Origin of the sequence: Mycetohabitans endofungorum (assembly GCF_037477895.1) — a bacterium.
Lineage (GTDB): Bacteria > Pseudomonadota > Gammaproteobacteria > Burkholderiales > Burkholderiaceae > Mycetohabitans.
Genome location: NZ_CP132745.1, coordinates 269,304 through 292,974, shown reverse-complemented (window position 1 = coordinate 292,974; position 23,671 = coordinate 269,304). Strand labels below are relative to the sequence as shown.

The following is a 23,671-nucleotide window of genomic DNA, read 5'->3' as shown; positions in this document are numbered from 1 at the left end:
CAAAAAAAGTCAAGCGAGTAAATTATCGATCACTAAACAACATGGAGTGATTCTCATGAACCATTCAAGACGTACCTTCCTCGCCGGCATGGCCGGCCTCACCGCCCTGGCCGCCAAAGTCGCCTATGCGACACCTCAAGGGACCAGCGCATTCGCCAACAAACCGGGTGCCTTTCCGGATAGGGCTGTACCTGCGCGCGAGCCGTTCGTCGTCCGCTCCGCCGATGGCGTGATGCTGAGGGGCGAGGCGCAGGGCGACAGCCAAGCGCCTGAAATCCTGTTCATTCACGGCCTGCGTCAGAGTCGCCTGAGTTGGGAGAAGCAGTTCGCCGATCCTGCGCTAACGCACTTCCGCATGGTCGGCTTCGATCTGCGCGGCCATGGTGATTCCGACAAGCCGATTTCGCTCCAAGCCTATTCCGAAGCCGATCGATGGGCGGATGACGTCGCCGCCGTTATTGCCGGCGCCAAGCTTCGCCGACCGGTGCTGGTGGGCTGGTCGCTCGGCGGCTTCGTGGTCGGTGCGTACCTGCGCAAATATGGCGGCGGTGCAATTGCCGGCATCAACCTGGTTGACGCCGTCACCAACCTGTCACCGGAGCTTCTCACCGAAGAGGCAGCAGCATTCACCAACACCACCACCTCTCACGATCTCGCCACACGAACCGCGGCCACGGCCGACTTCCTCGCTGCCTGCTTCCACCGGCTGCCGACAAAGGTGGACATGCAGCGCATGCTGGTCGTCAACGGCATGACGGCACGGGCCGTGAACGAGGGCTTTATCAAGACGGAGACGCCTAATTTCGAGTCCGTCTTTAAAGCCTATTCTGGCCCGATTTTGCTGACGCACGGCGTCCATGACCGGCTCGTCCGCATGGCGATGTCGGAACGGATCAAGTCGATTCACGCGAACAGCCGCCTGTCGCTTTTCTACGAGAGCGGACATAGCCCCTTTTACGAGGAGCCGGTGCGCTACGGACAAGAACTTGCGGGATTCGTGACGGCAGCCAACTATGGTTGAGAAGACCACCGTGAACCTGAATCGACAGCACAATCCTGCCAATCCTTGAGCAGCCGATAGTGCCGGGTCTAGCGCGACGCCACCGTTCTTTTCAAGCTTCCCGATGCCGGCGGCGTTCGCTTTGCCGGCGTCATCGGCGGCATGGAGGCGTCTACGTCGAAACGCGTGCGACGAACGGTATTTCAGCGCGCTGTGTGGGTGCTTTTCGTTGTAATGCTCAAACAAACGACCAGATTGCGAATAGCGTTCACCGTGTCAGGCTTCGGCATGAACGCAGCTTAGTCGTGCTTCATCGTCTTCACGAAGCTTTTTGCCATGCCATTGTCCGCCGCTCGCGCCACGTGGGCAACCAATCAAGACTCTCGCCAGAACGGAGCAGCCGGTGCGTATCGAAATCGCTCTTCGGTGGCTTCGCGAAGCGTGCGTTGTGTGCGATTCACGAACATCGTTTCAACTAAAATGAGGCGATGGACCGAGAGATCGCCGCGCGATTACGTTGGGTGCACATGTATCACGAGGCCGGCGTTGCCGGCCCCGTGTGTGCGCGGTGTGGCATCTCTCGACCGACACTTCGCAAATGGCTACGCCGCTATCAGCAAGCCGGCGAAGCAGGTCTCCAATCCCAAAGCCGCCGTCCACACCGAAGTCCAAACCAGAAGGTTTCTGAGAGCGATCGAGCAACGATCCTCCGACTGCGTGCCGAGCACAAAGGCGCGCGGCGGACCCAGAATGAGCTGTGATTGCATGAGCAAAGAGAACTGACCGAAGGCGCGATCGAGGAGCAAATTGAACAGTGGCACCTCGACTATAACTGGCGCCGCCCGCACGGATCACTCGGTGGCAAAACGCCCGTCGATCGCATCGCAGAACTGGGCGAACTGACACCTCTCGCGCAAGAGGTAGCTGGTGCCTACAACGAACTGAAAGAGCGCGTCCAACACCGCGAATGGCGGCTTGACAAGACCCTTGCTACACATCACCGGCGCGTGTTAGAACTCGTGGCGCCGATAGGAGAGGCAAGTTCCAACACGCCACGAAAACAGCCCTCTAAAAAGTGAAACGATGTCCGTGAATCGCACAGTTTGACGAATCCACTGTGCGTCGAAACTCGCGTGGTGAGCGATATTTCAGCGCGCTATGGGGATGCTTCTCGTTGTAATGCTCAAACGCAATGGCGATATTGAGCATGGCCGTCGCCGCATCCGATTTTGGCATAAAGGCGGCGTTTGCGGATACACCAAGCACGGCTCAAGCCCCACCATTATTGGGTAATGCGACGAAGTTAGCCAGACTTGGTGGTTATCTGGCTCGTACCGGCGGTCCACCTCCTAGCAATATCGTCATGCGGCGTAGCATCCGACGTCTGGCCGACATCCAGCTTGGCTATGAACCTTACTCTCTCGGGTTGTGGGTAATTGCAAGTCCGACAATACGTATAACGAGAGCGGGCAACAGGCGTTGAAGGAAGAGAAATCCACACCGATTATCCGAGTGATGCGATATCGCGCTTGACCACTATTGCCACCTGCAGTTTCACACAAAGTGTGGAAGAGCCAAGATTGTCCTCCTATCGACATATCCAAAGAAATTAGACCATGACATTGACAAAGTCTTTGCTTACACAACTCGTTTTGTTAGAGTTTTTTTAGGCGTTGCAATAATCAGGCTCAGCGGGGAAGTGGTAGGAACCACTTCTTGTAGTTCGAATCCTGATGCTAAAAGCAAAGTCTGGTATTCTGACTCTGTTCTCTCGCGCCCTCCGAAAGAAACTAACATTTGCAAGTCGAGCCACTTACCGAAACTGAACTCGGGTCCGTCAGAAATAACACACTCAGCGAGGATGAGGCTCGCTGTTGGTTTCAATGCTTGATGTAAAACTTTGAGAATGGTTGCTACCTCCGGTTCAGCCCAATCGTGGAGAATCCATCGTAGCAAGTAAGCATCCGCGCCCTTCGGTACATGTTCGAAGAAATTGCCCTCTACATTTTCAATGCGATCATGCGGGCTGGCTTCTGCCAGCACGTGTGGTTGATCGAAGAGAATACCTCTACAGCATGGAAAAGCGTCAAGAATCGAGATAAGTTGCGTACCGATACCACCGCCTATGTCGGCGATCAGGGAGAACCGATCCCACTCGTAGGCGGAAGTGATAGCAGGCGTCATGTCATGGGTAAGCGAGCGCATCATCTCGTTAAAGAGCGCATTGACTTTTGGTTCACGCTTGCACAGCTCCCAAAAATCGTGGCCGTAAAGTTTATTGAGAGACGGAGTTCCGGTTTTCATAGCGTAACCGAGCTCGTCCCATCCATCGAAAAGACCATTACCTTTGGAAAGACTAGATAGAACCACAGGCCGCTGTGATTTGGGAACACCTTCGCGCAAGCACTGACTTATCGGCGTATTGGCGAAGACCCGCGGCTCAGGTTGGCTGAAAACCCCGATGCTTTCCAATGCGCGCAAGAGACGAAACAGCGCGGAAGCGTTCATCGCGGTCCGACTGGCAAGATCGTCTACAGATAAAGGTTTTTCCGCCAGGATATCCGGCAAACCCATCTCAGTTGCTACCGCAAGTGCTCGGCTTTTCCAAAAGCCCATTTTAAGTAAAAGAATTTGTTGCTCAGGCGAAAGTTTTGTGCTTGACATGGCTTCATAAAAATTAGGCTGGCTCATTATGCAATCCTTTTTACGACGTCTATACTTTTAACCATAAAAATAGCTTACAGACTCGTTCCAATCCAGGTCAAGGCATCATTAGTATGGACAAACGACATCAAATCAACCGCGAGCCGCCCCCCATTTTTAAGGGATAGCCATATCTCTGTAATAAATTCAACCTCTGCCGCAAAAGACACCCAATTGACGTAGCCTGTGCCGGCCGATTCCATATCTCCGTGATTACAGTCAATATAATGAGCCTCGGTTTCCCAACATTGGTCATGGCCCGTACGTCTATCTCAAAGAGGTGCTCAATCGACTGCCCGCCCATCGAGCCGACGACATCGCCGCGCTTCTACCGCATCGCTGGGTGTCCACCGGAGCTTGATTGATGGCGATTTACGCCCTGGAATGCCTTCGCAGGATGCTTACAGCGTAGCGCGCCAGCAGCGGGATGTAAATGACATTTGTACTTACGCCTAACGCTGTGGTTTTGCGGTGGCACAATCTGGTAGATTAAATTCGGAAAAGCAAAAAGAATTGCGCCGAGGCAAGGGAATGGTGACAAACGCGTTTCAATGACGGATTTTTACTACGTATAGTTCACTTGATTTTTGCAAAATTATAGTCCAAGCTTTGGTAGAAGAATTATTCTTTTTTCTCTAACTGCAACAAAACGATAGCAGCTCGCGAAAGCAGAACAATTTTTCTATGCCGGCCGGCATTGAGCAGCCGAAGTCAGATGCCAATCAGCAACGCGTTTCAAGGCTCGCAGTAGTGGTGGTGTTGCGTAACGGTCAATATCTTTACACGGACCGCAAGCGTCGGTGCGGTACATGATACCCGCTTGCCATTTTGCATGGATGAGGCTAAAACCATGGAAAGAGAAGTTTGCTGTCTGTATCAAGCGTATTTCGCTCGACCGTTGGCTGAAAGCGGCTTGGAAAGCAACGTCAGTATTCTCCGGCGTGATGCGCTCGTCTGAGTACTCACCGAATTGCTACGCTGCCGACGAACAGTCGTCGATACGCGACGTCCTTCAGTAAAAGCTGGCGATAAAGCGGGAGAGACGAAAATGTTGCGCCCCTCAGCTTGGTGGCGCGTCTGTACCCCGGAACGTGGGTCATGCACTGGTTGGGCGGGATACGGTAGTCTGTCGTTTGCGACTCGAGGCTATCCCCGACGGATTAATTTTCATGATTAGAGAACTACTGAATTGGGAGGCATCAATGGATAAGGTTTCAACTAAGCGTTCTGTCAGCGAAGATCCTTCAAGAGTAAGCATGATGCCGCATGAACCCATTTCGCGTTCTATCGACTTCGTCTGCAATGAGCTGCAAAATGACTCCGTGGTGCTGCTGAGGGAAGTGCGTCCGGAAGATGCGGACTTGATTATCTTTCACGTAGCCAAGCGGTTAAACATCTTTGACTAGTTGAAAATACAGGCTGGCTTCGCAGATTTTCTCAGGCATCGCGAACGGGCTAACCAATATTTTATAACTATCAACAAACGACACGATTACCAATTTATACAGCCACACTCGGAAGGCGCCAGATTCACGGGTATGCAGCTAGCGGCATTCTACTGTGTAAAAAATACCACAGACGGCGGTGAGTCTATTTTAATGAATGTGGACTTTGAAAGTTCAGCATGGGATCGATTGAAGGAAGTTGTATATAGGGGGGCGTCGATAAACAGGTCACTGACAAGAGAAGAATTTTTTCGTGCGCGGACAGTATATGAACTGGAATCGACTTCGGAACACAATTCGAGACATGGCGAACTCATGTGACTGGAAACACCAACGTGCATTTGATCGACTGTGAGCGCGTCACGATGATGAAACCAAAACCGCTGCAAAAGATCGCCACAGTACTCGCGGCGCAGCTGTCTTACCGGTAAGCTTTTTCACATGCGCCGGACAATTCTCGGTGCGCTGGCACCACACGCTACGCGGCTACCGCACGTTGACGTTGTTGCCGCTGATTGCGCCCGCTTAAGCGCGGCAGAGTAAGAACATGTGCCGTGCCGTGGTAAAGATCCAAGTTCTCCGAGCGCTGCCGCCAGCTTCTGGCTCGCTCCTTTGCGCCGTTCTTCCCCCAACAATTTGATCTCTCCGTCTTTTTTCATGCTGGCTCCGCAAGGAGCCGCATAATAGCGACGGCCGCAACCTCAACAGTTCAGCCGCCCAACACCGGCAAAAGTAATTGTCGCCAGACAGGCAGCATGGCTTAGTGGTTTTCGTCCGAGTGGGCACTCATTCCGAACTTTTTTCTTACAGAACAAGACAGATTGGCCGTTTTAAATGTGGTTTGCGTCTTGGCCTGCTCCACAAACTGTGCGGCATTGAGCTTTACCTCGTGTGCGACGTGCTGATCTGTTGCAAGGTGGGTGTGGTTGCGGCATTCTAATTGCGCAGTTAACAGTCATCTTTATGCCCCCCTACCTACCATGACCAAAGCTGATTTGTTTGCCGCCCAACAGCGCACCGACTGGGACCGCGCGCCGATCCAATCGTTTGAAGCATGGCTAGCCAGGCAACCCGGACGGCGTACCGGCTCCACTTTGCAGCCTTCTACGGCCAAGGTCTATCTGGCTCAATGGCGCGCGTTTGTACGCTACCTTAACGCGCGCCACCTCCCTTTAAGCGCAGCAACATCCGACACAATCAACACTTTTCTAGCCAGCTTGCATCACGAAAACCGCGACCAACGCTTGCGCTACCGCAAACTGATTGAACGCGTGTTCGTCGATATCAACGCGTGCACACGGCAACAGGCCAGTATCAATCCTGCTGTCGGCGCATTGCGCGACAGCCAAGCTACATGGAAGCGTGTTAAAGGTAACCAGGACACCGATTTTCTCTCACCGCAGGAAAGGCAGCACATCATCGACACGCTCTTATCTCCGGTGGCAGACACGTATTACGCGCGCTGGCATAGTTTACGGGACCGCGCGTTAGTCGCGACGTTTCTGGGCGCTGGGTTGAAGGTTTCACAAGCAATTAAACTGACTGTTAACTGCATTAATATTGGGCCAGATCGGCTCATGCATATCACCACGCCAGGCTCACGCTTTTCGCATCAACCTCGGCCCGAGCCGTTTGCGCAGTCGGCGCTGGCGCACTGGTTAGTCGAACGGCACGCCAGTGGTGTGAACAGTCCATGGGTCTTTCCCGGCGCACGGGATGGACGCCCGATGCACGCGGTCACCGCACTGCGCGCCACCGAGGCGATCGTGCGCGCCTGCCGCCTGTCGGCCACGCGGCAGGCGCGCACCAGTCCCCAGACGCTGCGCAATAGTTACATCGCGGCGCTATTTGAGGCTGGACAGACTACGCTGGCGGTCAGCGAAGTGCTCGGCGTGGAGCTAATCACCGCCGAGCGTCTTAAAAAGGCATGGCAGAAGTGGGCACGAAAAAATCAGTTTGAAACTAAATCTATGGTTACCCCATTTTTGCAGGTTTTCGATTAAGAGAAGTGCAGCCTCGCACTGCAGTAAGCACTGCGGCGAGCCGAGCGGGCCGAAACCGAAGGGGACGTTACACAGCAGATCGTCAACGGGCGAAAAAGCCGCTAACTCCCCCGTGGCGCCGCGCGCACCAAGGGGGCGACGGCTTAGCGCACGCTTATAAAGTCACCCCCATATTGCAGCCGCATAAGATAAGAGACATTCGAAAGCATGACACGGCAAATCCGTTCTGGACGTTCAGCAGGGCATGCTCCTCATGCTGCGATAGGGTCACCGTATGAGTAAGGACGTGGATATCTTCGTCCTCCAATCTACAATACCTCGGATACGTCAATCCTCACATCAGCGAGGCCGCATCCCTTGATGCGGAACGCCGCCGCGTTCGCCGGTTACGGTGCATGGCGCTCTCGCGCACCAATTCGTCGTAAGCCACGCGATTGATTTTGAAGCCTGGTGCTCCAGTGTGCAGTCCGTTCGTGCGCCACCCGACGCATCTGCTGTCGCCCGAAACGGATGGATGGTGGCAGGGCGGCCGGTACCGCCCGGCATGCACGACTTGCGGTTACGCCGCGTTTTCGGCCACCTTGGACAGCGCAATGTCAGCCTCGCCCGGTTGAGCACCGTGATCGCGCATCCGGCGGTGGACAACCCAGTCGCCGCATTCGATGGGCGTGCGCCCTACCGTCGAAGCGGCATCGACAGGATAGAACTGGCACGGCAACAGCCTACCGTTGAGCTGAACCTGAATCAGGCTGCGCTGAAACTCGCGCGGATGGTGCGGAAATACCTCCTCGATCTTATCCAACACCGGTAATAGCGTCTCGTCGATCTCGAACACGTCGCCGTAGACCTCACCGGCCGCTGCTGTATCGGGTACCAAGCCCGGATACGCGCCAAGGTCGTACAGCGTGCCCTTCACGCTGCCTCGGCCAAGCCAGCGCGGCTGCGCGGTGCCGCTTCGTTGGGCGGCACGGCCAATATCGTTGGCCTCGTTTTCACGCAGTGTTCCGTAGACAAAGACGTTCAGCATAATGGTCTCTCTCGCTCAAGTTAGCTTCGTGGTGGAGATGAGGACGCCATCCGCCTCCCTGCAGATCTCTCCCCGCCGGATCGTGACACTAGGGAACGCGACGGCAACGTCCCATTCGCTGATGCCCCGATTTTTGGCTGCGCTGTGAGTGCACCGCGAACGCGCGAATGCCGACTTCGCATGCGTCCAACTCGCGTGTGTCCCGCACCGTGCCGTAGACAAGGATGCCAGCCCAGCCATGTTTCTCGGCGAGCATGCCGAGGTTGCCGCCGACGAGCGCGCAACGCACGCTGCCGCCGCCGACCACCAGCCCCCGCCCCTCGCCTTTTCCTCCAGCGCCGCGCGTACCAGCGTGTTGTCTTCGAACACCTTCAGCGTTGATGCCGGCCCGGCGAACGTGCTCGCCCGCCCGAAGGCGCGGAAGACCGACGCCAGCACATGCAGCATGCCGGTAGCCAAGCTGTCCTCATGGGCGTCGCACAGATCCGGGGTGGCGAACGTTGTCATCGTATCTCCTGGAACAAGAGCGGCCCGATGCCGCTTGCACGCCATGGGCTTTCACCAGCACGGGTGCACGGCCGGGCCGCTCGCCCCCTAGCATAGTGCGCGTGCCGTGACAGTGAAGGCATCCAGGCGGATGAAGCTAAAAAACGGCTGCTCAACGCATGAATCGGCCGACCAGTACCGGTGCGTGTCCGCGTATGCTATACGCGGCACCCAGCCACTATCATGACACCGCTTATCAACGAGCCAAATTGCTGCGAAACTGCGCCATTATTTCACTTTGTTTGTGCCGTTATCAGTGCCATGCTCTCTGCCGACACCCCGGCCCTGATGATGGCCGATATCCCGCCACATCACGCGCCGACCCGCGATCATCCGATCCGGATCAGGTCTCGGCCCATGCCGGCTGGCCATGGTTTTGCGGGCCATACGCATCCGTGGGCGCAATTGGCTTACTCGTCGCGCGGCGTGTTGCGTATGACTAGTATGAGCACCACCTGGATCGTGCCACCGTCGCGCGCCGTATATGTGCCGCCGAACGTACCGCATCAGGTCGCCGTCATCGAAGACGCGTTCCTGCGCACGATCTATATTGACGAGTCTGCGTGTCCGGCAGGGCTCAGCGGATGCCAGGTCGTCGAAGTTTCGCCTTTGATGCGCGAGGTGATTGCGGCACTCGATGCACGCGAGTTGCCCGGGCGGCGTGAAGCGCTGCTGTGCGAGTTGTTGCAGGACGAGATGATGCGCTCCCGGCCATTGCCGCTTGGCGTGCCGCTGCCGACCGAGAAGCGCCTGCGGGGGCTGTGCGAGGCCGTGCTGGCCGATCCCGCGCACGCTCAAACGCTCGAGATGTCGGCCGCACGGGCGGGCGCCAGCGTGCGTACCATTGCGCGGCTGTTCCGGCAGGAACTGGGTATGAGTTTTTCGCAATGGCGGCAGCAGGCGGTGCTAGCGCGCGCAATCCCGTTGCTCAGTCAAGGGTATCCACTCGCGCGCGTGGCCCATGAGTTCGGCTACCAGAGCCAGAGTGCCTTCTCGGCGATGTTTCGTCGCGCATTCGGCGAGAGCCCCCGTGCGTTCTTCACGCGACAGAACGGTGTGCCCGGTGCGCGCGAAGCGCAGGTCTTCGAGCCTGACGAGGTGGCCGGGCCGATCAGCTCGACCTGGCCGCCGGCACCGTAGCCGACAATTTGAAAGGATGCCTAACCTATCGACGGTGTGCAGAATCAATCCGGCGGTGACGCCGGACTAGCGCAGTCAGGCAATGCGTTCCATCTGCTTGACCATTCCGAAGTCGGCAAGCGGTCTCCCGACGTTCTGATAGCGGAGCCGCACATACAGTCTTGTGGCGGGGTTTTCGGTGAACACGCGCAAGCGCAGTATCCGCAGGCGACGCCGGCAAGCCCACGCGTGCACGGTTTCTAGCAGAAACGTGCGCCGCACGCGCCGCGGGCTTCGGGCGCCAGTTGCAGGTCGCGGATATGCAGTGCGTCCCCTTCGCTGCTGATGCGCAGCACGCCGATGCGTTGGCGGTCCCGTTCGAATCTGCTCGCCAACCGCCGTGAGCACGCAGCCTCCATTCCGTTGTCCGCCGTGCTCTGAGGCGGTCGCCGGGGACTTCAGCGACTGATTCAGCTCGTCGGGCAGCAGCCATGCGCGCCGATAGGCCATGGCTGGATCATGCGCGCCAGCCTACACGAGGCCCTTGCCGCGGAGCGAGGCGCGGCTGTTGGCGAAGGCTGGGCCATAGACGTTGCGATGTATCCTGCGCGTGAGGTGTCCCGCTTGCGAAGTGGCCCTTATCCGACGTGCCAAGGGCTTGGCCGCGAGCGGATTCGCTGTCGGCCATCGCTTTACGTTAGGATCTGCGCGCCGCGTGCCTGCAGCAGCTCGCGCAGGATGTTGCGGTGGCAACGGCTTTCGTCCTCGCAATAGCAGCCGATCGAGAAATTTGTCGACTTGGAAAGCGCGGCGAGCACGTCCAGCACCTTGCTAGCATCACCACTGTTCATGGCGGCACGAAAGCTACGGGCAAACGCGTTCCATTCGGTTTGACTGCGCGCCGATTTCGCCTGCGCCACGCCGTCTGCGTCCGGCGACAGGATCGGCAACCACACATCGTAGTAGTTACATCGGGCAAATTCGGCCTTGGGCACGCCGCGTGGCGGCCTGCGCACCGTGCCGATGCGCAGGCCCTCGTCATCGGCGCGTGGCGATCCCAACTGCACGATCCGTATGCTCATCGCTCACTCCTGTTGCGTCAGTGCGTCATCTCGCGCCCCATAAACGCGTCAATGGGCCGTTGGTCCCTCCCAACGGATCACTATTCGGCACCGCCAGCGAGCGCATGCTCTGCACCGCAGCATCGGACAATGGCCCTCGGCAGATGTCCCACTGCTGCCCGGCCGGATAAGCACCGACCACCACCAGGTCCTCGCTGGCCGACAGGCAGCAGTGGGCTGTGCCCGCTGGCAGCACGAGCACGTCGCCGCGCTCCAGCTGCACCTCGCGTGCGCCGGGGCCGCCCAACTCGACGCTGGCCACGCCCTGCGCGATGCCCAGCGCCTCGTGTGCGGTCGAGTGAAAGTGTGGGAAATCGTAGATGCCGTCACGCCATTGCGGTGGCCAGCCATAGCGGGAAAAGGTGGCCTCAAAACGCGTCGCCAGGTCGTACTCGTATGGACTGAGTCCTGCGCGGTATAGCAACACCGGCAGGCGGTCGTTGTTCGGTATCCAGTCGTTCGGTGGCAACATGAACGCTTCGGGCGTGGGCACGGGAGCGTACGATACGCCGGGCGGACGCGCCGAAGTTGCGCGGCTGCGGCGGACATGGCTGTCGCCCTCGGCGCCGAAGCCGCGCGGCGCGCGGCGTAAGTAGAAAAAACGTGGCATAACGGTGCTCCTTCGAGTCTTCGTCCGATCCGGTTTTTCTATTGATCGCGCATTGCCAGCGCAGATGCACGGTTCGTACCAGGTCGCGGCGCCCTAGCCGGCGCGGCCTGCATGAGCGACCTTGCACATTGGAGTGCAAAATCTTGCGTTCACTGGCGCAATCGTCTGCTGGGCCGATCTGCACCAGCCTCGCACGATGCCCATCGCGCCGCAGCGAACACAACGCCGCCTACCATGCAACGTCTATGATGCGCTTTTCTGCATTCCATCGCTTGCGGATTATCACCGCGGCACGCCACAGCGCAGCATCCTGAAACATCCTCGGTTCGTCGCCACGGCCGGCGGCTCGCATCGGCGCTGCTCGGTCGAGCCATGTCAACAAAACGGCATGGCGAACGGCTTGAGTTTTAGCCCGCACGCCGGTGCAGTGAACAAGGCCGAACGTTGTAGTTTGGATGGTCGCTTCATTGAGGCGCCCTTTTTATCGAGGTCAGAACGGCAATTCAACGCTCGTGAGTGACCGTGAGTGAGCCAGTACTGAGATCGGCCAGTTGCGCTTAACTCGTGCCGCTTTGCTGCTGCGCTTCAATGATGTACTGACTGGCCGCTCGCTGCCGGCTACCACGGTAAGACGTCACCGCTTCGAACAGCGGCCAAGACGGGAACGGGCCATGCACACGCTGGGCATCGCAATCTTCATCGTGCCAGTGCTCGGCGGGCTCATTGTCGGTCTGACTGCACGGTATGGCTCAGAGAAGATCCGCGGGCACGGCATCCCCGAAGCCATCGAGGCGATCCTGTTCGACAAAAGCCGCATGTCGCCCAAGGTCGCGCTGCTTAAGCCGTTGTCATCTGACATCGTGATCGGCAGTGGCGGACCATTCGGCGCGGAGGCGCCCCATGACTGGCAGTGCACTGGGCTCGCTAATCATGCAGTATTTCCGCTTATCGGCGGCAGAACGCAAGACGCTGCTGGTTTCCGGTGCAGCCGGCGGGCATGACCGCGGTGTTCGGTACGCCCTTGGCCACTGTACTGCTCCCGCCTCGCCGTGCATGGGCTCGAGCGGCTAGCGGTCGCCGACGATCCGCATTCGCGCCGGCGCCGTGAGGCACGACCTTGTTAATACCGGCGCGATGGCGCGGCGACCGCGGCTCATCTCAGACAGATGCTATACGCCGCATTGCCATCGAGGCGTGCCACGATGGCAGGAAGTTGGCGCCAGACGCCGATGACCGAGCGACACGGCGCCCGTCGCGGCCCGCTAGCGTGGTGACGCGCCGAACAACGCCGCGATGCGCTGCTTGAGCATCGGCAGCACCTGATCGGCGAACCACGGGTGGCGCTTAAACCATAATTGATTGCGCGGCGACGGATGCGGCAGCGGCACATACGATGGGGCGTACTCGGCCCACGCGCGGACCGTTTCGGTCAACGACGACTTGCGCCGTGCGCCGAGGAAATGATGCTGCGCATATTGTCCAACTAACAGGGTCAACTCAATCCGTGGCAAATGGGACAACAGCTGTTCAAGCCACAATTGCGCGCATTCCGGTCGCGGGGGATTGTCCCCGCTCGTACCCCGACCCGGGTAGCAAAAGCCCATCGGAATGATCGCGACGCGAGATACATCGTAGAATTCGGCCTCGGTCATGTCGAGCCAGTCCCGCAACCGCTTGCCGCTGGCGTCGCTCCATGGCACCCCAGACGTATGGACTTTTGCCCCCGGCGCCTGGCCGACGATCAACAGACGCGCATCGCGGCTGGCCCTGATCACCGGCCGTGCGCCGGCCGGCAACTGTGCATCACAGACACGGCATGCGCGCACGTCGCGCAGCAACATGTCCAGAGACGCATATCGGGAATGGGGCCGCATAAGCTTCATACCGCTTCAACACACATTACACCAAACCAGCGGGCAGCATACACCCGCGGTGAACCCGGCGCCATCGCCGCGCGCCGCAGCAACGGTGTTCAAGAAACACAGCGCCCTGGGGCTCGTGAAACAAGCACCCGGGTACGTATATTGCAGCTTTCGTTGCGACACTCGTCAAAGGAGAACCCGCGATGAAACGACACGTTGTCTATCTGCTATTTGCCATGCTCATGGCCGCGCTGACCACTGGCATTGAAGGATGTAAGCGCGCCGACAATTCCGGGGTCGCGCCCGGCGGCACGGGCAGCGCGGACAGGCCGGCGTCCGGGGCCAGCTATTAACCCACGGTTGCTGCGGTCAGCAGCGCGCACTTCGGGCCACCGCGTCCGGCCCGCCATCATCGGGTCGGCAAGCGCCGCCGCGGTTGTGCAGCCGATGTATGCCGACATCACCATTGCACGCGCGCGTCCCGTACCCACGGCGCCGCGGACAGATAGGCTGCGATGTCCGTGAGCGCAGCATCTGGTATATCGCGAAAGTCCAGTTCCAGTACGTCCATGGCGAGTTTTCGGTTGCAGCGGATCCGGCTCTGCGTAACGTGGCTGGCATAGGTGCCTAACGCTGCCCACACGGCAATAATCCGCAGCTCGCCTGTCGACGCGCGTACTGTGAGCCGTACCGTGACGGGCTGCGGCGCACGCGCGTGGCTACCCTGCCAGGCCGCGTCGCGCAGCGTGGCAGTAACTGGCGTGCGGGCATGCTCGACGCCGGTATCTCGTGAATTCAAGCCGTTGTTCATCTCCCTACCTTCGTGGTCCCGGCCTGCGGAAAAACTACATCGCCCGGGAAGTGAAATGGCACGGGGGGTGGCGTGGTCCCCCACAATCGATACTTTGCCCGCCACCATGCTATTTCAAGGCGCCAATCCGGACGCCACGGTTCGACGCGACGCGTCAAGCACGAAGGCAGATGCAATATCCGTACCGGCTTGCCGCTCGCAGCGCGCGTCCCACGACGGACACCTTGCGAGCGCCCCAGTGCGGGCCCCGTCCCGTCTTGCGACTGCGGCTGCCACCCTGCGATTTGTGGCATGCAGCGTGCACCAATAGATTACGGAGGTGCTCAAGTACGTGAACACGATCATCTTCGCCCCGTGGACATGCCTGGCCGAGCAGTGCGTCAATTCACATTTGCCAGTCTTCCAGCCCATCACGGCAACGGTCGAATCCATTCCGGTCTGGGTCGCCACACTCGCTCACCGTGTCGCGGATCCACTTCTTGTCAGTACCAATGTCGTACAGAGGGTAACGCGCTTGCCGATCGGCTTTAGCGTCGAGGAGAACGTCTCACCGGTCTTCGGGGGCGTGCGTCGGGACGCGGTCAAGCCGTACACCACCAAAGCAACCTGCACCAGTTCGCGCCGGGTCTCGTAGTCGATTTAATCAAGCATCGATTGCCTCACTGACTTCTCCCACCTCGAATTACACGACGGCTGCGGATGCTGCCGCGTACCCACAGCGGTGGGGGAGCATTTTTTGTGCTTATATCGATTGCTGCGTCGTTAGCGGGGGTGACGAGCTGCCCATTGCTAGGCCAGGGCAACAGTATCGAGCGCCTTGCGTGCGCTCGATACTGCCGTCGCTACGCTTCAGAGCATCGCGGATCTCGCGCAGCAGTAGGATATCCTCGGGCGGCGGCGCAGGAGCGGCAGGCGTCTCTTTAGCCTTATGCGCGTCCAGTCTGCGCAATTCGTTCACCGCCTTGACGAGCAAGAAGACGATCACCGCCAGGATCAAAAAATTCAAGACCACTGTAATGAAGGCCCCGTAGCCAAACACCGCGACGCCTGCCGCCTGCAGGTCTTTGTACGAGTCGGGATTGCCTTTGAACGTGGCCGGAATACGTCCGATACGGATGAACTTGTTTGAAAAGTCTAGCCCGCCCGTGACGGCACCGATGACTGGCATGATTAAGTCCTTGACCACCGAATTGACAATCGTCGAGAATGCGCCGCCGATGATCACACCAACGGCCAGGTCCATCACGTTGCCTTTGATCGCAAACTGCTTAAATTCTTGGATGAGTTGGGCCATTTCGTGCTCCGGCAAAAATATCCTGGGCGCTTAAGCGATCCGCGTGCCCGACTCGGGCGACTCGCGTCAGTGAATCTCCAGATCTGGGTCAACTTGACGGCCAATGTCCCCAATCACGCATTCCCTCCGCCTTAACCGACTCCGCGTGCCGAAGCATGAACACACTGTGTTGTGAATTGTGCAAGCGTTGACGACGCAGCGTCTGCTCGGCCCGATGCGTATGTTGTACTCGGCAAGGACAGGGTGGCTAGCGTCCTTTGCCATGCCATGCGTTTACTCCCGCAGCATATGGCGCTGTCGACTTTTACAGCACTTGAATCTCTACCATTAACGGCCAATGGAAAGCTCACTGTGATCAAGTTACCCGCGCCGAAATTCAGCTCGTCGATGGACAAGGCCTGTCGCCAACCAGCCCTCGAAGTCTCGCAGGACCCTACCAACGATACGCTACCGGAAAAGTTGCGGTGTATCTGGAGCGATGCGTTCAGCCACAATACGCCCAACTTTCTTGAACAACAGTTCAATGTGCGACGTCTCGACCCAACTCGCGTAACCGACGTGACGAACGCAAAAGAGGGGTTAAAAGCTGTATTTTGCATCGATCTTGGACCTATATAGCGGCAAGGTCTTCGTCTATGAAACTTCACAGCACCCGTTGTTCAACCTGGTAGGGAGGATGCTAAACAAGCGATTGATCAACCCGAAGCACACGGCCAAGGCTGCACTCGGACCCGGGCTGGCAGTATCTCGGCCAGGCGAGTTTCTTGCATTCAGTTTGTCAACCACGATCGATTCGCGTCCCTGCAAAACAAGGGGCAGTAAAAAATCCTGCTCAAGGAACCAAGCCATGGCTATGCCGCCTATTGCTGGTCGCTCGACTCGGCAGTTTCTTCGTCAAGCATTTCTTTTCCCTTTTCGCGGGTTCTGTGCCTCTGCGTATTGGCAACGGCTGATGAAACGACATATTGGCATTATCCCATTGCCAGCGTATGGGCTCATCCTCGCATGCTTAAGCGCACTTATTGCGCTTGAGGAGCTACCGAGCGAATTGCCAGTACTCATCGCCGTGCTTGCAGTTGTCGGGTTCACTTGTTTTGAAATTGGCGCCCGGATGCCCGTGCTACGTCACATGGGTGGTCCGGTGATCATGACACTATTATTACCCTCTTGTTTGACCCATCATCAATGGTTGCCAAAAAATTTGATTGTTTCAATCCGCGAGCTGTGGGTGGCAACAAATATCCTCTATCTATTCTGCATCCTCGTGATCGCGGGCTGCTTACTGGGTATGGATCGACAAGTATTGATTAAAGGCATTGTGCGATTCTGCGTCCCTGTTGTGGCCGGTTCAGTGACTGCGGCATTAGCTGGCACCGCAACGGGTGTTGCATTCGGTTTGAGCGCGCAGGATACATTCTTTTTCATTGTTGTACCTATTATGGCCGGCGGAATCGGCGAAGGTGCGATTCCTCTTACCATCGGCTATGCCGCGCTATTACAGCAACCACAAGGCCAATTGTTTGCGCAAGTAGTGCCGGCGATTGTCCTAGGCAATTTAGGCGCCATCGCTAGTGCCGCAATACTGCATCGAGTCAGCCGAAGTTGGCCCCAAGACAACCAGGCTTGGCTGACGACGGCGGATAACACTACACTGTTATGCCGCAAGTCTGTTCCCATTGAGCACATTGCGGCAGCCGCAACGATTGCCATTAGCTTGTATTTTGCTGGCCTGGTTATTCAACATTTTACAAGCTTGCCCGCACCGATCGGCATGTTAGCGTTCGCCGTTTTGATTAAGCTAATTGGTGCCGTGCCCTCTCACCTCGAACATGGCGCGCACTGGAATTATCGTTTCTTCGCATGCACGGTGTCTTATCCACTGCTATGTGGTGTTGGCATCACATTGATGCCATGGGATGCAGTCATTGCCGCTCTGAGTCCAGTGCACCTTGTCACAGCACTTGTCACGGTGCTTGTACTAATGACCACCGGCTTTCTCGTCGGACGTTGGACGGGGCTGCCGGCGATTGAAAGCGCGTTGGTCAACGCATGTCATAGTGGCATGGGTAGTGTCGGAGACTTGGCCATTCTCACCGCGGCCAACCGTTTGCCATTGATGCCGTTTGCGCAACTTGCCACTCGGATCGGTGGGGCGCTTACAGTGGTGGTAGCGCTGTTATTGTTGGACCAATGTATTTGATGCAAAAATGCACATGTCCTGTCTACGTCGTCGACATAAATCAGTAACATTATTAAAATATTATATAATTTATGTAGAGGCCAATTAAGCTATATTCAATAACGATGTGTGAACCGCGATTGTGTAATGCATGTTCAGTCGCGTCAAGCATGATATGGCTTAACAGCTGACTCTTGCAACTGATACGCCGGCTACGATGGTAAGAAACGCCGCAACAACGTTAAATTCATTACCAAGGAAACTCGAACGCATGCTGAGGCAGTATGCATTGAGTCAAACAGCTGTCGGGCAATTACGGTATGTAATGACATCACTTTCTGCATGATGCGCGGCAATAACGACTGCTTCTTTGAATGCATCCATGTCCAGGACCGCGTGATTGGCTAGGCATCGCAATGACAATCGCGTCGCGCGCCATCGCGGGCCGTCATTCGGTTCTGGATTTACCAGCCTCAGGGCGAGACGAGCACGCTCCTTTCGGGTAAAATCAAACGATCCAACGTCATTTTACCCTGTATTCGTCCGCCAACGCAGGCCCCGCTTGAAAACCGGACAACATCACATGAAGATCCGAAGGGCAGAAACGCTTATATGATCGGCGTCGGTTTTCTTGGGATGTCCGACTTATCTATTGCAACGCAGTGTACCGCAGCAATAGGACATCGACATGTTGCTGCATCGCCCCGAAGTAGCGCCGAGATGAATTCCTCTGCACGAACGCTGTCGTAGTCGATTTGTGCCTTTTCGAATTACTGCCATGCCCGTTTCTTTCCGTCCGCCGCTTTGCCAACCCGCCCGTCAGCTTACCTGGATTGCAACCGTATTCGCAGTGATGGTGGTCGCGTTGTCTATCGCAGTGCGAGTAAGCGCGGCGCCCACCCCCACCCCTAGCACTGCTGCGCCACCGTCATCTGGCACGCCGGCCGCGCCAACGAGCAACGCCGCGGTCACGCTCACGCCGGAGCAGGCACGTACCGCTTTGCAAGTATTGAACGATCCTCGACGCCGCGCGCAGTTCGAGGACACGCTGCGGGCGATCGCCGCGGCGGGTACGCTGGCTAGCCCAGCCGCGTCGCCCTCTGCCGTCGCCGCGAGTGTGCCGTCAACCGCCAGCGGTCCAGCTGGGTCGTTGGCCAAGGCGCTCGACGCGGATGGACTGGTGACACAGTTATCGCGGCACATCGCACAATCCGCTTCCACTTTCGGACAGCGCGTGCACCTGTCGAGTTCGGCATTGCTCGACTTTCCGTCGGTCCGTCAATGGTGGGCATGGCATTTATCCAGCCCACAAGGCAAGCATGCGTTGCTAGGACTGCTGGAACTGCTACTTGCCGTGCTGGCGCCGTCACTAATGCTCGAATTGCTGGTGCGACGGGCAGTACGGCGCTCACGCAGCGCGCTGGCGTCCCATCACGCCACACCCCACGAGTCGCCTGCCCCATCGCCCCAAAGTGGCACCCAGCCCGGCGACGCAGGCGTGCCGCGAGCGTCTGCGTCGCGCGCGGCACATCATTGGAGCCGCCTGCAAGTGCTACCCCGCGCGCTGGTCCACTTGTCGCTTGGTGCGGTGCCGTTGGCCGCGTTTGCGCTATGTGCATCCATGCTGTTGTCCGTGTGGGGCACTTCCAACGCGCAAGCGTCGAGCGCAATAGGCGTAGTCGTTGACGCGTACGTAATTGGCCGGGCGGTGTTGCTCGCCTGTACATTCTTTTTTGCGCCTAACGCGCCACACCTGCGTCTACTTCCTTTGCGGGATCACTGGGCGTCGTTTGCACAAAGCTGGATGACTCGAATGGTGGTCGTCGCAGGGGCCGGCGGAGCATGGGCAGGCGCTGCCGGCCGGCTCGGCATGACGCAGGAAGCGCAGTTGGCACTGGTCAAGCTGGTGGCGCTAACGGTACACATCATGGCGGCGATCGCAATCCTGCAATGCCGGGTACCGGTGGCGCGCACGATCCGTGGCTATTTCACGAAACGGCCAACGCTCGCATACCTGGGCCACTGGCTGGCGGACATCTGGGCAGGCTCGACGGTATTCGTGATCCTCGCGCTGTGGCTAGTCTGGGCGCTCGACGTGCGCAACGGCTACGAGATGGTGTTACACCTGGGCGGGCTGTCGCTCGCTGTGCTGCTCGCCGCGCGCGTCGTCGCCATTGTCGCGTTCGGCGCGCTCGGACGCGTGTTTGGACAAGGCGTGGACGACAGCACTTCCAGCGTCGGACGTCGGCGCGCGTACCGCTATTATCCGCTGCTGCGTCAAGCCTTGTCCGTGGTGATCGGCGTCGCAACTTTGTTGGTGCTGCTGTCGATATGGGGACTGCACGTCGGCACGTTCCTTGTCTACAATCCAATCGGCAACCGGCTTGGCTCGGCGCTGGTGACGATCGCGATTGCAGCGCTGGTCGCAGTGTTGATCTGGGAGATCGCGAACGTAGGCGCCGAGCGGCGGCTCGAGCGGTGGACGGCGGCTGGCGACGTGATCCGGGCGGCGCGGCTGCGCACGCTATTACCGATGCTGCGTACCACGCTATTCATCGCGATCTTGATGATCGTCGGGCTCACCGCGCTGAGCCAAATCGGTGTCAACACGGGCCCCCTGCTGGCCGGCGCAAGCATCTTTGGCGTCGCGCTCGGATTCGGCTCGCAAAAGCTGGTGCAAGACTTCATCACCGGTATTTTCCTATTGATGGAAAACGCGATGCAGGTCGGCGACTGGGTGACGGTTGCGGGCGTATCGGGCTCTGTCGAGTATTTGTCGATCCGCACCGTACGTTTGCGCGGCGGCGACGGCTCGCTGTACACGGTGCCATTCAGCTCTGTCACAACGGTCAACAACACCAATCGCGGCATCGGCAACGCCGCAGTGAAGGTCGTGATCGCAGCAGGGGCAGACGTCCAGTACGCGATCCAGACGCTGGTCGATATCGGCGCCGAGTTGCGCAGCGATGACAAGTTCAAGGATGGCATCTTGTCCGACTTCAGCTTCTGGGGTGTCGACCAGATCGATGGCGCGAGCATTACGCTGGTCGGTCAGATCGCGTGCCGCGATACCCGTCGCTGGCCGGTTCAGCGTGAATTCAACCGGCGCATCTTGGATCGTTTCACGGAACGGGGCATCGAGTTGGCCAATCCACAGCGCAACTTCGTGATCGATGCGCGCGCGACGGCCACGCAGCCAAGTGGCCCGGACGTGGGCACGTCCCCGAACCGGTAGAATTGCGCATTGCGCGGCGCCTCCAACGCGCCCAACTGCCGGCTCCGGGGGATCAAGTTCAGTCGCGCGGCTGCCCGCGCGAAATGGGGGCTGCGCGAACGCAACCCAATAGCAAAGCGGCTTGACGTCGATCACGGTGCAAAAGCATGGCCAACCACCGCATTCTAAATTGAATTGTATCGTTGTAACCGCTTAACCTGTCGCGACCGGCTTTCCAGCCCAACTTAACTTACGGCTTCGCGATGTTATCGACGCTCGGCATCCTGCTTCCCGTCTTCGCACTGATTTTTGCCGGCTTCGTGTGTCGCCAGCGCGCACTGCTTGGCCCACGGCCGCGTCCGAATTGAACCGCTTTGTTGTACGGCTCGCGCTTCCAGCGCTGCTTTTCGACATCACCGCCCATTCGGACTGGGCGCAGCTGACTAACCCGGCGCTGGTCGCCACGTTCTCTGTCAGCTGCACCGCGGTGTTCGCCATCGTGTTGGCTGCGCGGTTGATGGCGGGGCGACAGTTGGCAGACGCCAGCGTTGACGCGATCGCCGCGTCTTATCCGAACACCGGCTATCTCGGCTTCCCCCTTGTCCTGCTCGCGTTCGGCCATGCTGGCCTTGCGCCGACCACGATCGCTACGGTCATCGTCACCTGCGTACTGTTTACCTTTGCGATCGTGCTAATAGAAATCGGCGTGCAAAATGAACGCGCGCCGCGCAAGCTCGCGGCGAAGGTGGCGTGGTCACTCGTGAAAAATCCGCTAACCATGGCACCTGTCGTCGGCGCGCTCGTCTCCGGTGCCGCGATCGCGCTGCCGCCCGGCCTGGCTGCGTTCACGAAACTGCTAGGCGGCGCGGCCAGTCCATGCGCGCTCGTGAGCCTCGGGTTGTTCCTGGCCGAGCCCCGGCCGGCAACCGGCACTACCCGCGCGGCGCTCGTGTTTACCGGCGTCAAGCTGCTCGTGCAGCCAATGCTTGCATGGTGGCTGGCAGTCCACGTATTCGCTCTCGCCACGCCACTGGCCGACGTCGCCGTGCTGCTCGCCGCGTTGCCCACCGGCACGGGGCCGTACATGCTAGCCGAGTTTTACCGCCGCGAAGCCGCCGTGACGGCGCAGACAATCCTGCTGTCCACGATGGGCTCCCTGGTGTCGCTGTCGCTGCTGCTGTATTGGATGCGCGCACCGGGCGGCTGACTCGCCGCACGCGATAGGGTCAATACAACTTCCGGGGCGGCAAGGAACGGCGAATCTGCTTGCGCAATCTCGCCACGGCGGCTGCCTTCTTCCGCTTGCGCTCTGTGGTGGGCTTTTCATATGCCGTGCGGGCACGCAACTCTTTGATCAAGCCAGTGCTTTCGATCGAACGGCGGAAACGCCGGAGTGCAACCTCGACGGGCTCATTAGGCTTCGGGATAACAGTGGTCAAATCATTCCTTTGAGTTCAATGGGAGAAAAAGGTACCGCACGCCTGTGCGAAACCCAAGGCGTCGCATGCTCATACGAAACATCAGCTAAAGCAAGTAATGGCTGGCCCGCTCACATGTCGATCACCGACGCGCCGTCCACCTTGCCGTCGATGATGTCCTGTCCTTGCTGACAGGCAACACGTCGGGCCACGCCGAAATCGGCAAACACATGTTCCTGGTCGACCTTGAATACGCGGCCCGCGCCCGCGGCGCCGTCTGTTCCCAGACGGCAGATGCGCACGGCAACGTCATAACCTTCAGCATAGCGCGAGTGACCGTCGAAACGGCTGAATTGGCGCGCGAAAACGAGCGGACGAAGCTCGAACCCCTTATAGAAAAGTCGCAGCGGTGTCGACATAATTGCTCCTCGACGGGGACATCAGTCACTATACACGCAAATCACGGAGCGGGTCCCGGTATTCTGGTGCTCCGAGAATATCGGGACCGCGCGACGATCGACTGGATCACCGTCACGGTGGGCGTGCTCGGCGCACTGATGGCGACGCGGGACATTTCAATCACAAACTCTGCGCCACCGCAAATTCAGGGGAGTTCGGCGCGGCCGGCACCGAAGGCACCTGGAACTCGACGGGATACTTGATATCGTTGCATGCTCGACATCGGCGCTGACCGCGCAAAGCGTCGGACACGATTTCATGGGTCGTGACTGCTTCGCGGCACAATCCAGATGCTCACGATGATGCCGATGAATCGAGACTGCATCGGATCAACGATTTCAACCGCGAGGCGCTCGGCATCGAGATCGATTTCTCGTTGCCGTCGCAGCGGGTGATCCGTGCGCTGCGGCAGATCATCAGTTGGCGTGGCAGGCCGAAAGCGATTCGGTGTGACAACGGCCCGAATACCTGAGCACGGCGATCACCGAATGGGCCCGGCAGTATGGCATCAGGCTTGACTCCATCCAGCCGGGTGAACCTCAGCACAATGCGCATGTCGAGCGGTTCAACCGGAGCGTGCGGTACGAATGGCTGTCGTTGTACCACTGGAAAGACTTGGACCACGTGCAGCGTTTCGCGACCGACTGGATGTGGGCTGACCATCACGGCCGCCCGAACATGGTCATGGATCGCGCGACGTCACCGATTACTCATCAGACACATGCTCGTCACCGCCTTCAGGGCCGGGGGCTGCCACCGCGCAAGCAGCACGTTGATACGATCGCCGCGCTGCCTCCAGCATGCGCCATAACGTGGGGGAGGCAAGCTGTCGTCGATCGACGGCGGATATGACAAGGCCG

General features: G+C 58.6%; 20 protein-coding genes and 9 pseudogenes. 15 read left to right on the top strand and 14 right to left on the bottom strand.

The window, feature by feature from the left end:
• The first annotated feature begins 55 nt into the window (after positions 1-55).
• Complete coding sequence (locus tag RA167_RS13505) at positions 56-1,021, top strand: alpha/beta fold hydrolase (protein WP_076788081.1); 966 nt, start codon at positions 56-58, stop codon at positions 1,019-1,021.
• A gap of 150 nt (positions 1,022-1,171) precedes the next feature.
• Here RA167_RS13505 and RA167_RS13500 read toward each other — a convergent pair.
• A pseudogene (locus tag RA167_RS13500) lies at positions 1,172-1,347 on the bottom strand (integrase core domain-containing protein); the annotation flags it as partial.
• Between the two features lie 141 nt (positions 1,348-1,488).
• Here RA167_RS13500 and RA167_RS13495 point away from each other — a divergent pair.
• A pseudogene (locus RA167_RS13495) lies at positions 1,489-2,079 on the top strand (helix-turn-helix domain-containing protein).
• Here RA167_RS13495 and RA167_RS13490 read toward each other — a convergent pair.
• Positions 2,069-2,242 (bottom strand): annotated as a pseudogene (locus RA167_RS13490) (integrase core domain-containing protein); the annotation flags it as partial. The pseudogenes RA167_RS13495 and RA167_RS13490 overlap by 11 nt on opposite strands.
• A gap of 396 nt (positions 2,243-2,638) precedes the next feature.
• Complete coding sequence (locus tag RA167_RS13485) at positions 2,639-3,691, bottom strand: methyltransferase (protein ID WP_083706123.1); 1,053 nt, start codon at positions 3,689-3,691, stop codon at positions 2,639-2,641.
• A gap of 262 nt (positions 3,692-3,953) precedes the next feature.
• Here RA167_RS13485 and RA167_RS13480 point away from each other — a divergent pair.
• The 3 genes and pseudogenes from RA167_RS13480 to RA167_RS13470 all read left to right on the top strand — a co-directional run.
• Positions 3,954-4,064, top strand: a pseudogene (locus tag RA167_RS13480) (transposase domain-containing protein); the annotation flags it as partial.
• Positions 4,065-4,905: 841 nt separating this feature from the next.
• Positions 4,906-5,109, top strand: coding sequence for a hypothetical protein (locus RA167_RS13475; RefSeq protein ID WP_139337186.1), 204 nt, complete (start codon positions 4,906-4,908; stop codon positions 5,107-5,109).
• 1,019 nt (positions 5,110-6,128) lie between these two features.
• Positions 6,129-7,151 carry a site-specific integrase gene (locus tag RA167_RS13470; RefSeq protein ID WP_076788079.1) on the top strand — a complete coding sequence of 341 codons (1,023 nt, stop codon included), beginning with the start codon at positions 6,129-6,131 and terminating at the stop codon, positions 7,149-7,151.
• 559 nt (positions 7,152-7,710) lie between these two features.
• On the opposite strand, the gene RA167_RS13465 is transcribed toward RA167_RS13470, so the two are convergent.
• Complete coding sequence (locus tag RA167_RS13465) at positions 7,711-8,178, bottom strand: gamma-glutamylcyclotransferase family protein (RefSeq protein WP_076788077.1); 468 nt, start codon at positions 8,176-8,178, stop codon at positions 7,711-7,713.
• Positions 8,179-8,193: 15 nt separating this feature from the next.
• Complete coding sequence (locus RA167_RS13460; protein WP_422393167.1) at positions 8,194-8,685, bottom strand: ribonuclease; 492 nt, start codon at positions 8,683-8,685, stop codon at positions 8,194-8,196.
• Positions 8,686-8,985: 300 nt separating this feature from the next.
• On the opposite strand from RA167_RS13460, the gene RA167_RS13455 reads away from it, so the two are divergent.
• A complete protein-coding gene (locus tag RA167_RS13455) occupies positions 8,986-9,864 on the top strand; it encodes an AraC family transcriptional regulator (RefSeq protein WP_076788075.1) in 879 nt (292 codons plus the stop codon).
• Between the two features lie 360 nt (positions 9,865-10,224).
• On the opposite strand, the pseudogene RA167_RS13450 reads toward RA167_RS13455, so the two are convergent.
• The 3 genes and pseudogenes from RA167_RS13450 to RA167_RS13440 form a co-directional block, all read right to left on the bottom strand.
• Positions 10,225-10,353: pseudogene (locus tag RA167_RS13450) on the bottom strand (ModE family transcriptional regulator); the annotation flags it as partial.
• Between the two features lie 182 nt (positions 10,354-10,535).
• Positions 10,536-10,925: a DUF488 domain-containing protein gene (locus tag RA167_RS13445; RefSeq protein WP_076788072.1), complete on the bottom strand. Its 390-nt coding sequence runs from the start codon at positions 10,923-10,925 to the stop codon at positions 10,536-10,538.
• Positions 10,926-10,950: 25 nt separating this feature from the next.
• Positions 10,951-11,574 (bottom strand): cupin domain-containing protein, encoded by a 624-nt coding sequence (locus RA167_RS13440; protein ID WP_083706122.1) that lies wholly within the window; start codon positions 11,572-11,574, stop codon positions 10,951-10,953.
• 659 nt (positions 11,575-12,233) lie between these two features.
• On the opposite strand from RA167_RS13440, the pseudogene RA167_RS13435 reads away from it, so the two are divergent.
• Positions 12,234-12,613 (top strand): annotated as a pseudogene (locus RA167_RS13435) (chloride channel protein); the annotation flags it as partial.
• Positions 12,614-12,836: 223 nt separating this feature from the next.
• On the opposite strand, the gene RA167_RS13430 reads toward RA167_RS13435, so the two are convergent.
• The gene (locus RA167_RS13430; protein WP_076788070.1) at positions 12,837-13,457 is read right to left on the bottom strand and encodes a uracil-DNA glycosylase family protein; all 621 of its coding nucleotides are present in this window, start codon (positions 13,455-13,457) and stop codon (positions 12,837-12,839) included.
• A gap of 182 nt (positions 13,458-13,639) precedes the next feature.
• On the opposite strand from RA167_RS13430, the gene RA167_RS13425 reads away from it, so the two are divergent.
• Positions 13,640-13,789 (top strand): hypothetical protein, encoded by a 150-nt coding sequence (locus RA167_RS13425; protein WP_170872336.1) that lies wholly within the window; start codon positions 13,640-13,642, stop codon positions 13,787-13,789.
• Positions 13,790-13,896: 107 nt separating this feature from the next.
• Here the strand turns inward: RA167_RS13425 and RA167_RS13420 are convergent, their stop codons facing one another.
• The 3 genes and pseudogenes from RA167_RS13420 to mscL all read right to left on the bottom strand — a co-directional run.
• Positions 13,897-14,247: a hypothetical protein gene (locus RA167_RS13420; RefSeq protein WP_076788069.1), complete on the bottom strand. Its 351-nt coding sequence runs from the start codon at positions 14,245-14,247 to the stop codon at positions 13,897-13,899.
• Positions 14,248-14,703: 456 nt separating this feature from the next.
• Positions 14,704-14,841, bottom strand: coding sequence for a hypothetical protein (locus RA167_RS13415; protein ID WP_237574283.1), 138 nt, complete (start codon positions 14,839-14,841; stop codon positions 14,704-14,706).
• A 247-nt stretch (positions 14,842-15,088) separates the two neighbouring features.
• Positions 15,089-15,541, bottom strand: a pseudogene (mscL, locus tag RA167_RS13410) (large conductance mechanosensitive channel protein MscL); the annotation flags it as partial.
• Between the two features lie 267 nt (positions 15,542-15,808).
• On the opposite strand from mscL, the gene RA167_RS13405 reads away from it, so the two are divergent.
• From RA167_RS13405 to RA167_RS13390, 4 genes and pseudogenes are all read left to right on the top strand, one after another.
• The gene (locus tag RA167_RS13405; protein WP_217697111.1) at positions 15,809-16,159 is read left to right on the top strand and encodes a hypothetical protein; all 351 of its coding nucleotides are present in this window, start codon (positions 15,809-15,811) and stop codon (positions 16,157-16,159) included.
• A gap of 229 nt (positions 16,160-16,388) precedes the next feature.
• Positions 16,389-17,741 (top strand): 2-hydroxycarboxylate transporter family protein, encoded by a 1,353-nt coding sequence (locus tag RA167_RS13400; protein ID WP_076788068.1) that lies wholly within the window; start codon positions 16,389-16,391, stop codon positions 17,739-17,741.
• A gap of 757 nt (positions 17,742-18,498) precedes the next feature.
• On the top strand, positions 18,499-20,955 hold the full coding sequence (locus RA167_RS13395) for a mechanosensitive ion channel family protein (protein WP_237574278.1): 2,457 nt from the start codon (positions 18,499-18,501) through the stop codon (positions 20,953-20,955).
• Positions 20,956-21,197: 242 nt separating this feature from the next.
• Positions 21,198-22,141: pseudogene (locus RA167_RS13390) on the top strand (AEC family transporter).
• A gap of 19 nt (positions 22,142-22,160) precedes the next feature.
• On the opposite strand, the gene rpsU reads toward RA167_RS13390, so the two are convergent.
• Both rpsU and RA167_RS13380 read right to left on the bottom strand, forming a co-directional pair.
• Positions 22,161-22,373: a 30S ribosomal protein S21 gene (gene rpsU / locus RA167_RS13385; RefSeq protein WP_076788066.1), complete on the bottom strand. Its 213-nt coding sequence runs from the start codon at positions 22,371-22,373 to the stop codon at positions 22,161-22,163.
• Between the two features lie 110 nt (positions 22,374-22,483).
• On the bottom strand, positions 22,484-22,771 hold the full coding sequence (locus RA167_RS13380; RefSeq protein WP_076788065.1) for a hypothetical protein: 288 nt from the start codon (positions 22,769-22,771) through the stop codon (positions 22,484-22,486).
• Positions 22,772-22,831: 60 nt separating this feature from the next.
• On the opposite strand from RA167_RS13380, the pseudogene RA167_RS13375 reads away from it, so the two are divergent.
• The 3 genes and pseudogenes from RA167_RS13375 to RA167_RS15715 form a co-directional block, all read left to right on the top strand.
• Positions 22,832-23,019 (top strand): annotated as a pseudogene (locus RA167_RS13375) (EmrB/QacA family drug resistance transporter); the annotation flags it as partial.
• Between the two features lie 57 nt (positions 23,020-23,076).
• Positions 23,077-23,283, top strand: a complete 207-nt coding sequence (locus tag RA167_RS15720; protein ID WP_083706121.1) for a hypothetical protein — start codon at positions 23,077-23,079, stop codon at positions 23,281-23,283.
• Positions 23,280-23,663, top strand: coding sequence for an integrase core domain-containing protein (locus tag RA167_RS15715; protein ID WP_370642951.1), 384 nt, complete (start codon positions 23,280-23,282; stop codon positions 23,661-23,663). The genes RA167_RS15720 and RA167_RS15715 overlap by 4 nt, the downstream gene beginning before the upstream one ends.
• The last annotated feature ends 8 nt before the right edge of the window (positions 23,664-23,671 follow it).

What these genes read in the sequence shown, in the direction of transcription:
- RA167_RS13395 (WP_237574278.1), top strand. Translation starts at nt 18,499, where the DNA reads ATGCCCGTTTCTTTCCGTCCGCCGCTTTGCCAACCCGCCCGTCAGCTT.
- RA167_RS13405 (WP_217697111.1), top strand. Translation starts at nt 15,809, where the DNA reads ATGCGTTTACTCCCGCAGCATATGGCGCTGTCGACTTTTACAGCACTT.
- RA167_RS13420 (WP_076788069.1), bottom strand. Translation starts at nt 14,247, where the DNA reads ATGAACAACGGCTTGAATTCACGAGATACCGGCGTCGAGCATGCCCGC.
- RA167_RS13460 (WP_422393167.1), bottom strand. Translation starts at nt 8,685, where the DNA reads ATGACAACGTTCGCCACCCCGGATCTGTGCGACGCCCATGAGGACAGC.
- RA167_RS13430 (WP_076788070.1), bottom strand. Translation starts at nt 13,457, where the DNA reads ATGAAGCTTATGCGGCCCCATTCCCGATATGCGTCTCTGGACATGTTG.
- RA167_RS13485 (WP_083706123.1), bottom strand. Translation starts at nt 3,691, where the DNA reads ATGAGCCAGCCTAATTTTTATGAAGCCATGTCAAGCACAAAACTTTCG.
- RA167_RS13380 (WP_076788065.1), bottom strand. Translation starts at nt 22,771, where the DNA reads ATGTCGACACCGCTGCGACTTTTCTATAAGGGGTTCGAGCTTCGTCCG.
- RA167_RS13425 (WP_170872336.1), top strand. Translation starts at nt 13,640, where the DNA reads ATGAAACGACACGTTGTCTATCTGCTATTTGCCATGCTCATGGCCGCG.
- RA167_RS13505 (WP_076788081.1), top strand. Translation starts at nt 56, where the DNA reads ATGAACCATTCAAGACGTACCTTCCTCGCCGGCATGGCCGGCCTCACC.
- RA167_RS13455 (WP_076788075.1), top strand. Translation starts at nt 8,986, where the DNA reads ATGCTCTCTGCCGACACCCCGGCCCTGATGATGGCCGATATCCCGCCA.
- RA167_RS13400 (WP_076788068.1), top strand. Translation starts at nt 16,389, where the DNA reads ATGGCTATGCCGCCTATTGCTGGTCGCTCGACTCGGCAGTTTCTTCGT.
- RA167_RS13440 (WP_083706122.1), bottom strand. Translation starts at nt 11,574, where the DNA reads ATGCCACGTTTTTTCTACTTACGCCGCGCGCCGCGCGGCTTCGGCGCC.
- RA167_RS13465 (WP_076788077.1), bottom strand. Translation starts at nt 8,178, where the DNA reads ATGCTGAACGTCTTTGTCTACGGAACACTGCGTGAAAACGAGGCCAAC.
- RA167_RS13475 (WP_139337186.1), top strand. Translation starts at nt 4,906, where the DNA reads ATGGATAAGGTTTCAACTAAGCGTTCTGTCAGCGAAGATCCTTCAAGA.
- RA167_RS13470 (WP_076788079.1), top strand. Translation starts at nt 6,129, where the DNA reads ATGACCAAAGCTGATTTGTTTGCCGCCCAACAGCGCACCGACTGGGAC.
- RA167_RS13445 (WP_076788072.1), bottom strand. Translation starts at nt 10,925, where the DNA reads ATGAGCATACGGATCGTGCAGTTGGGATCGCCACGCGCCGATGACGAG.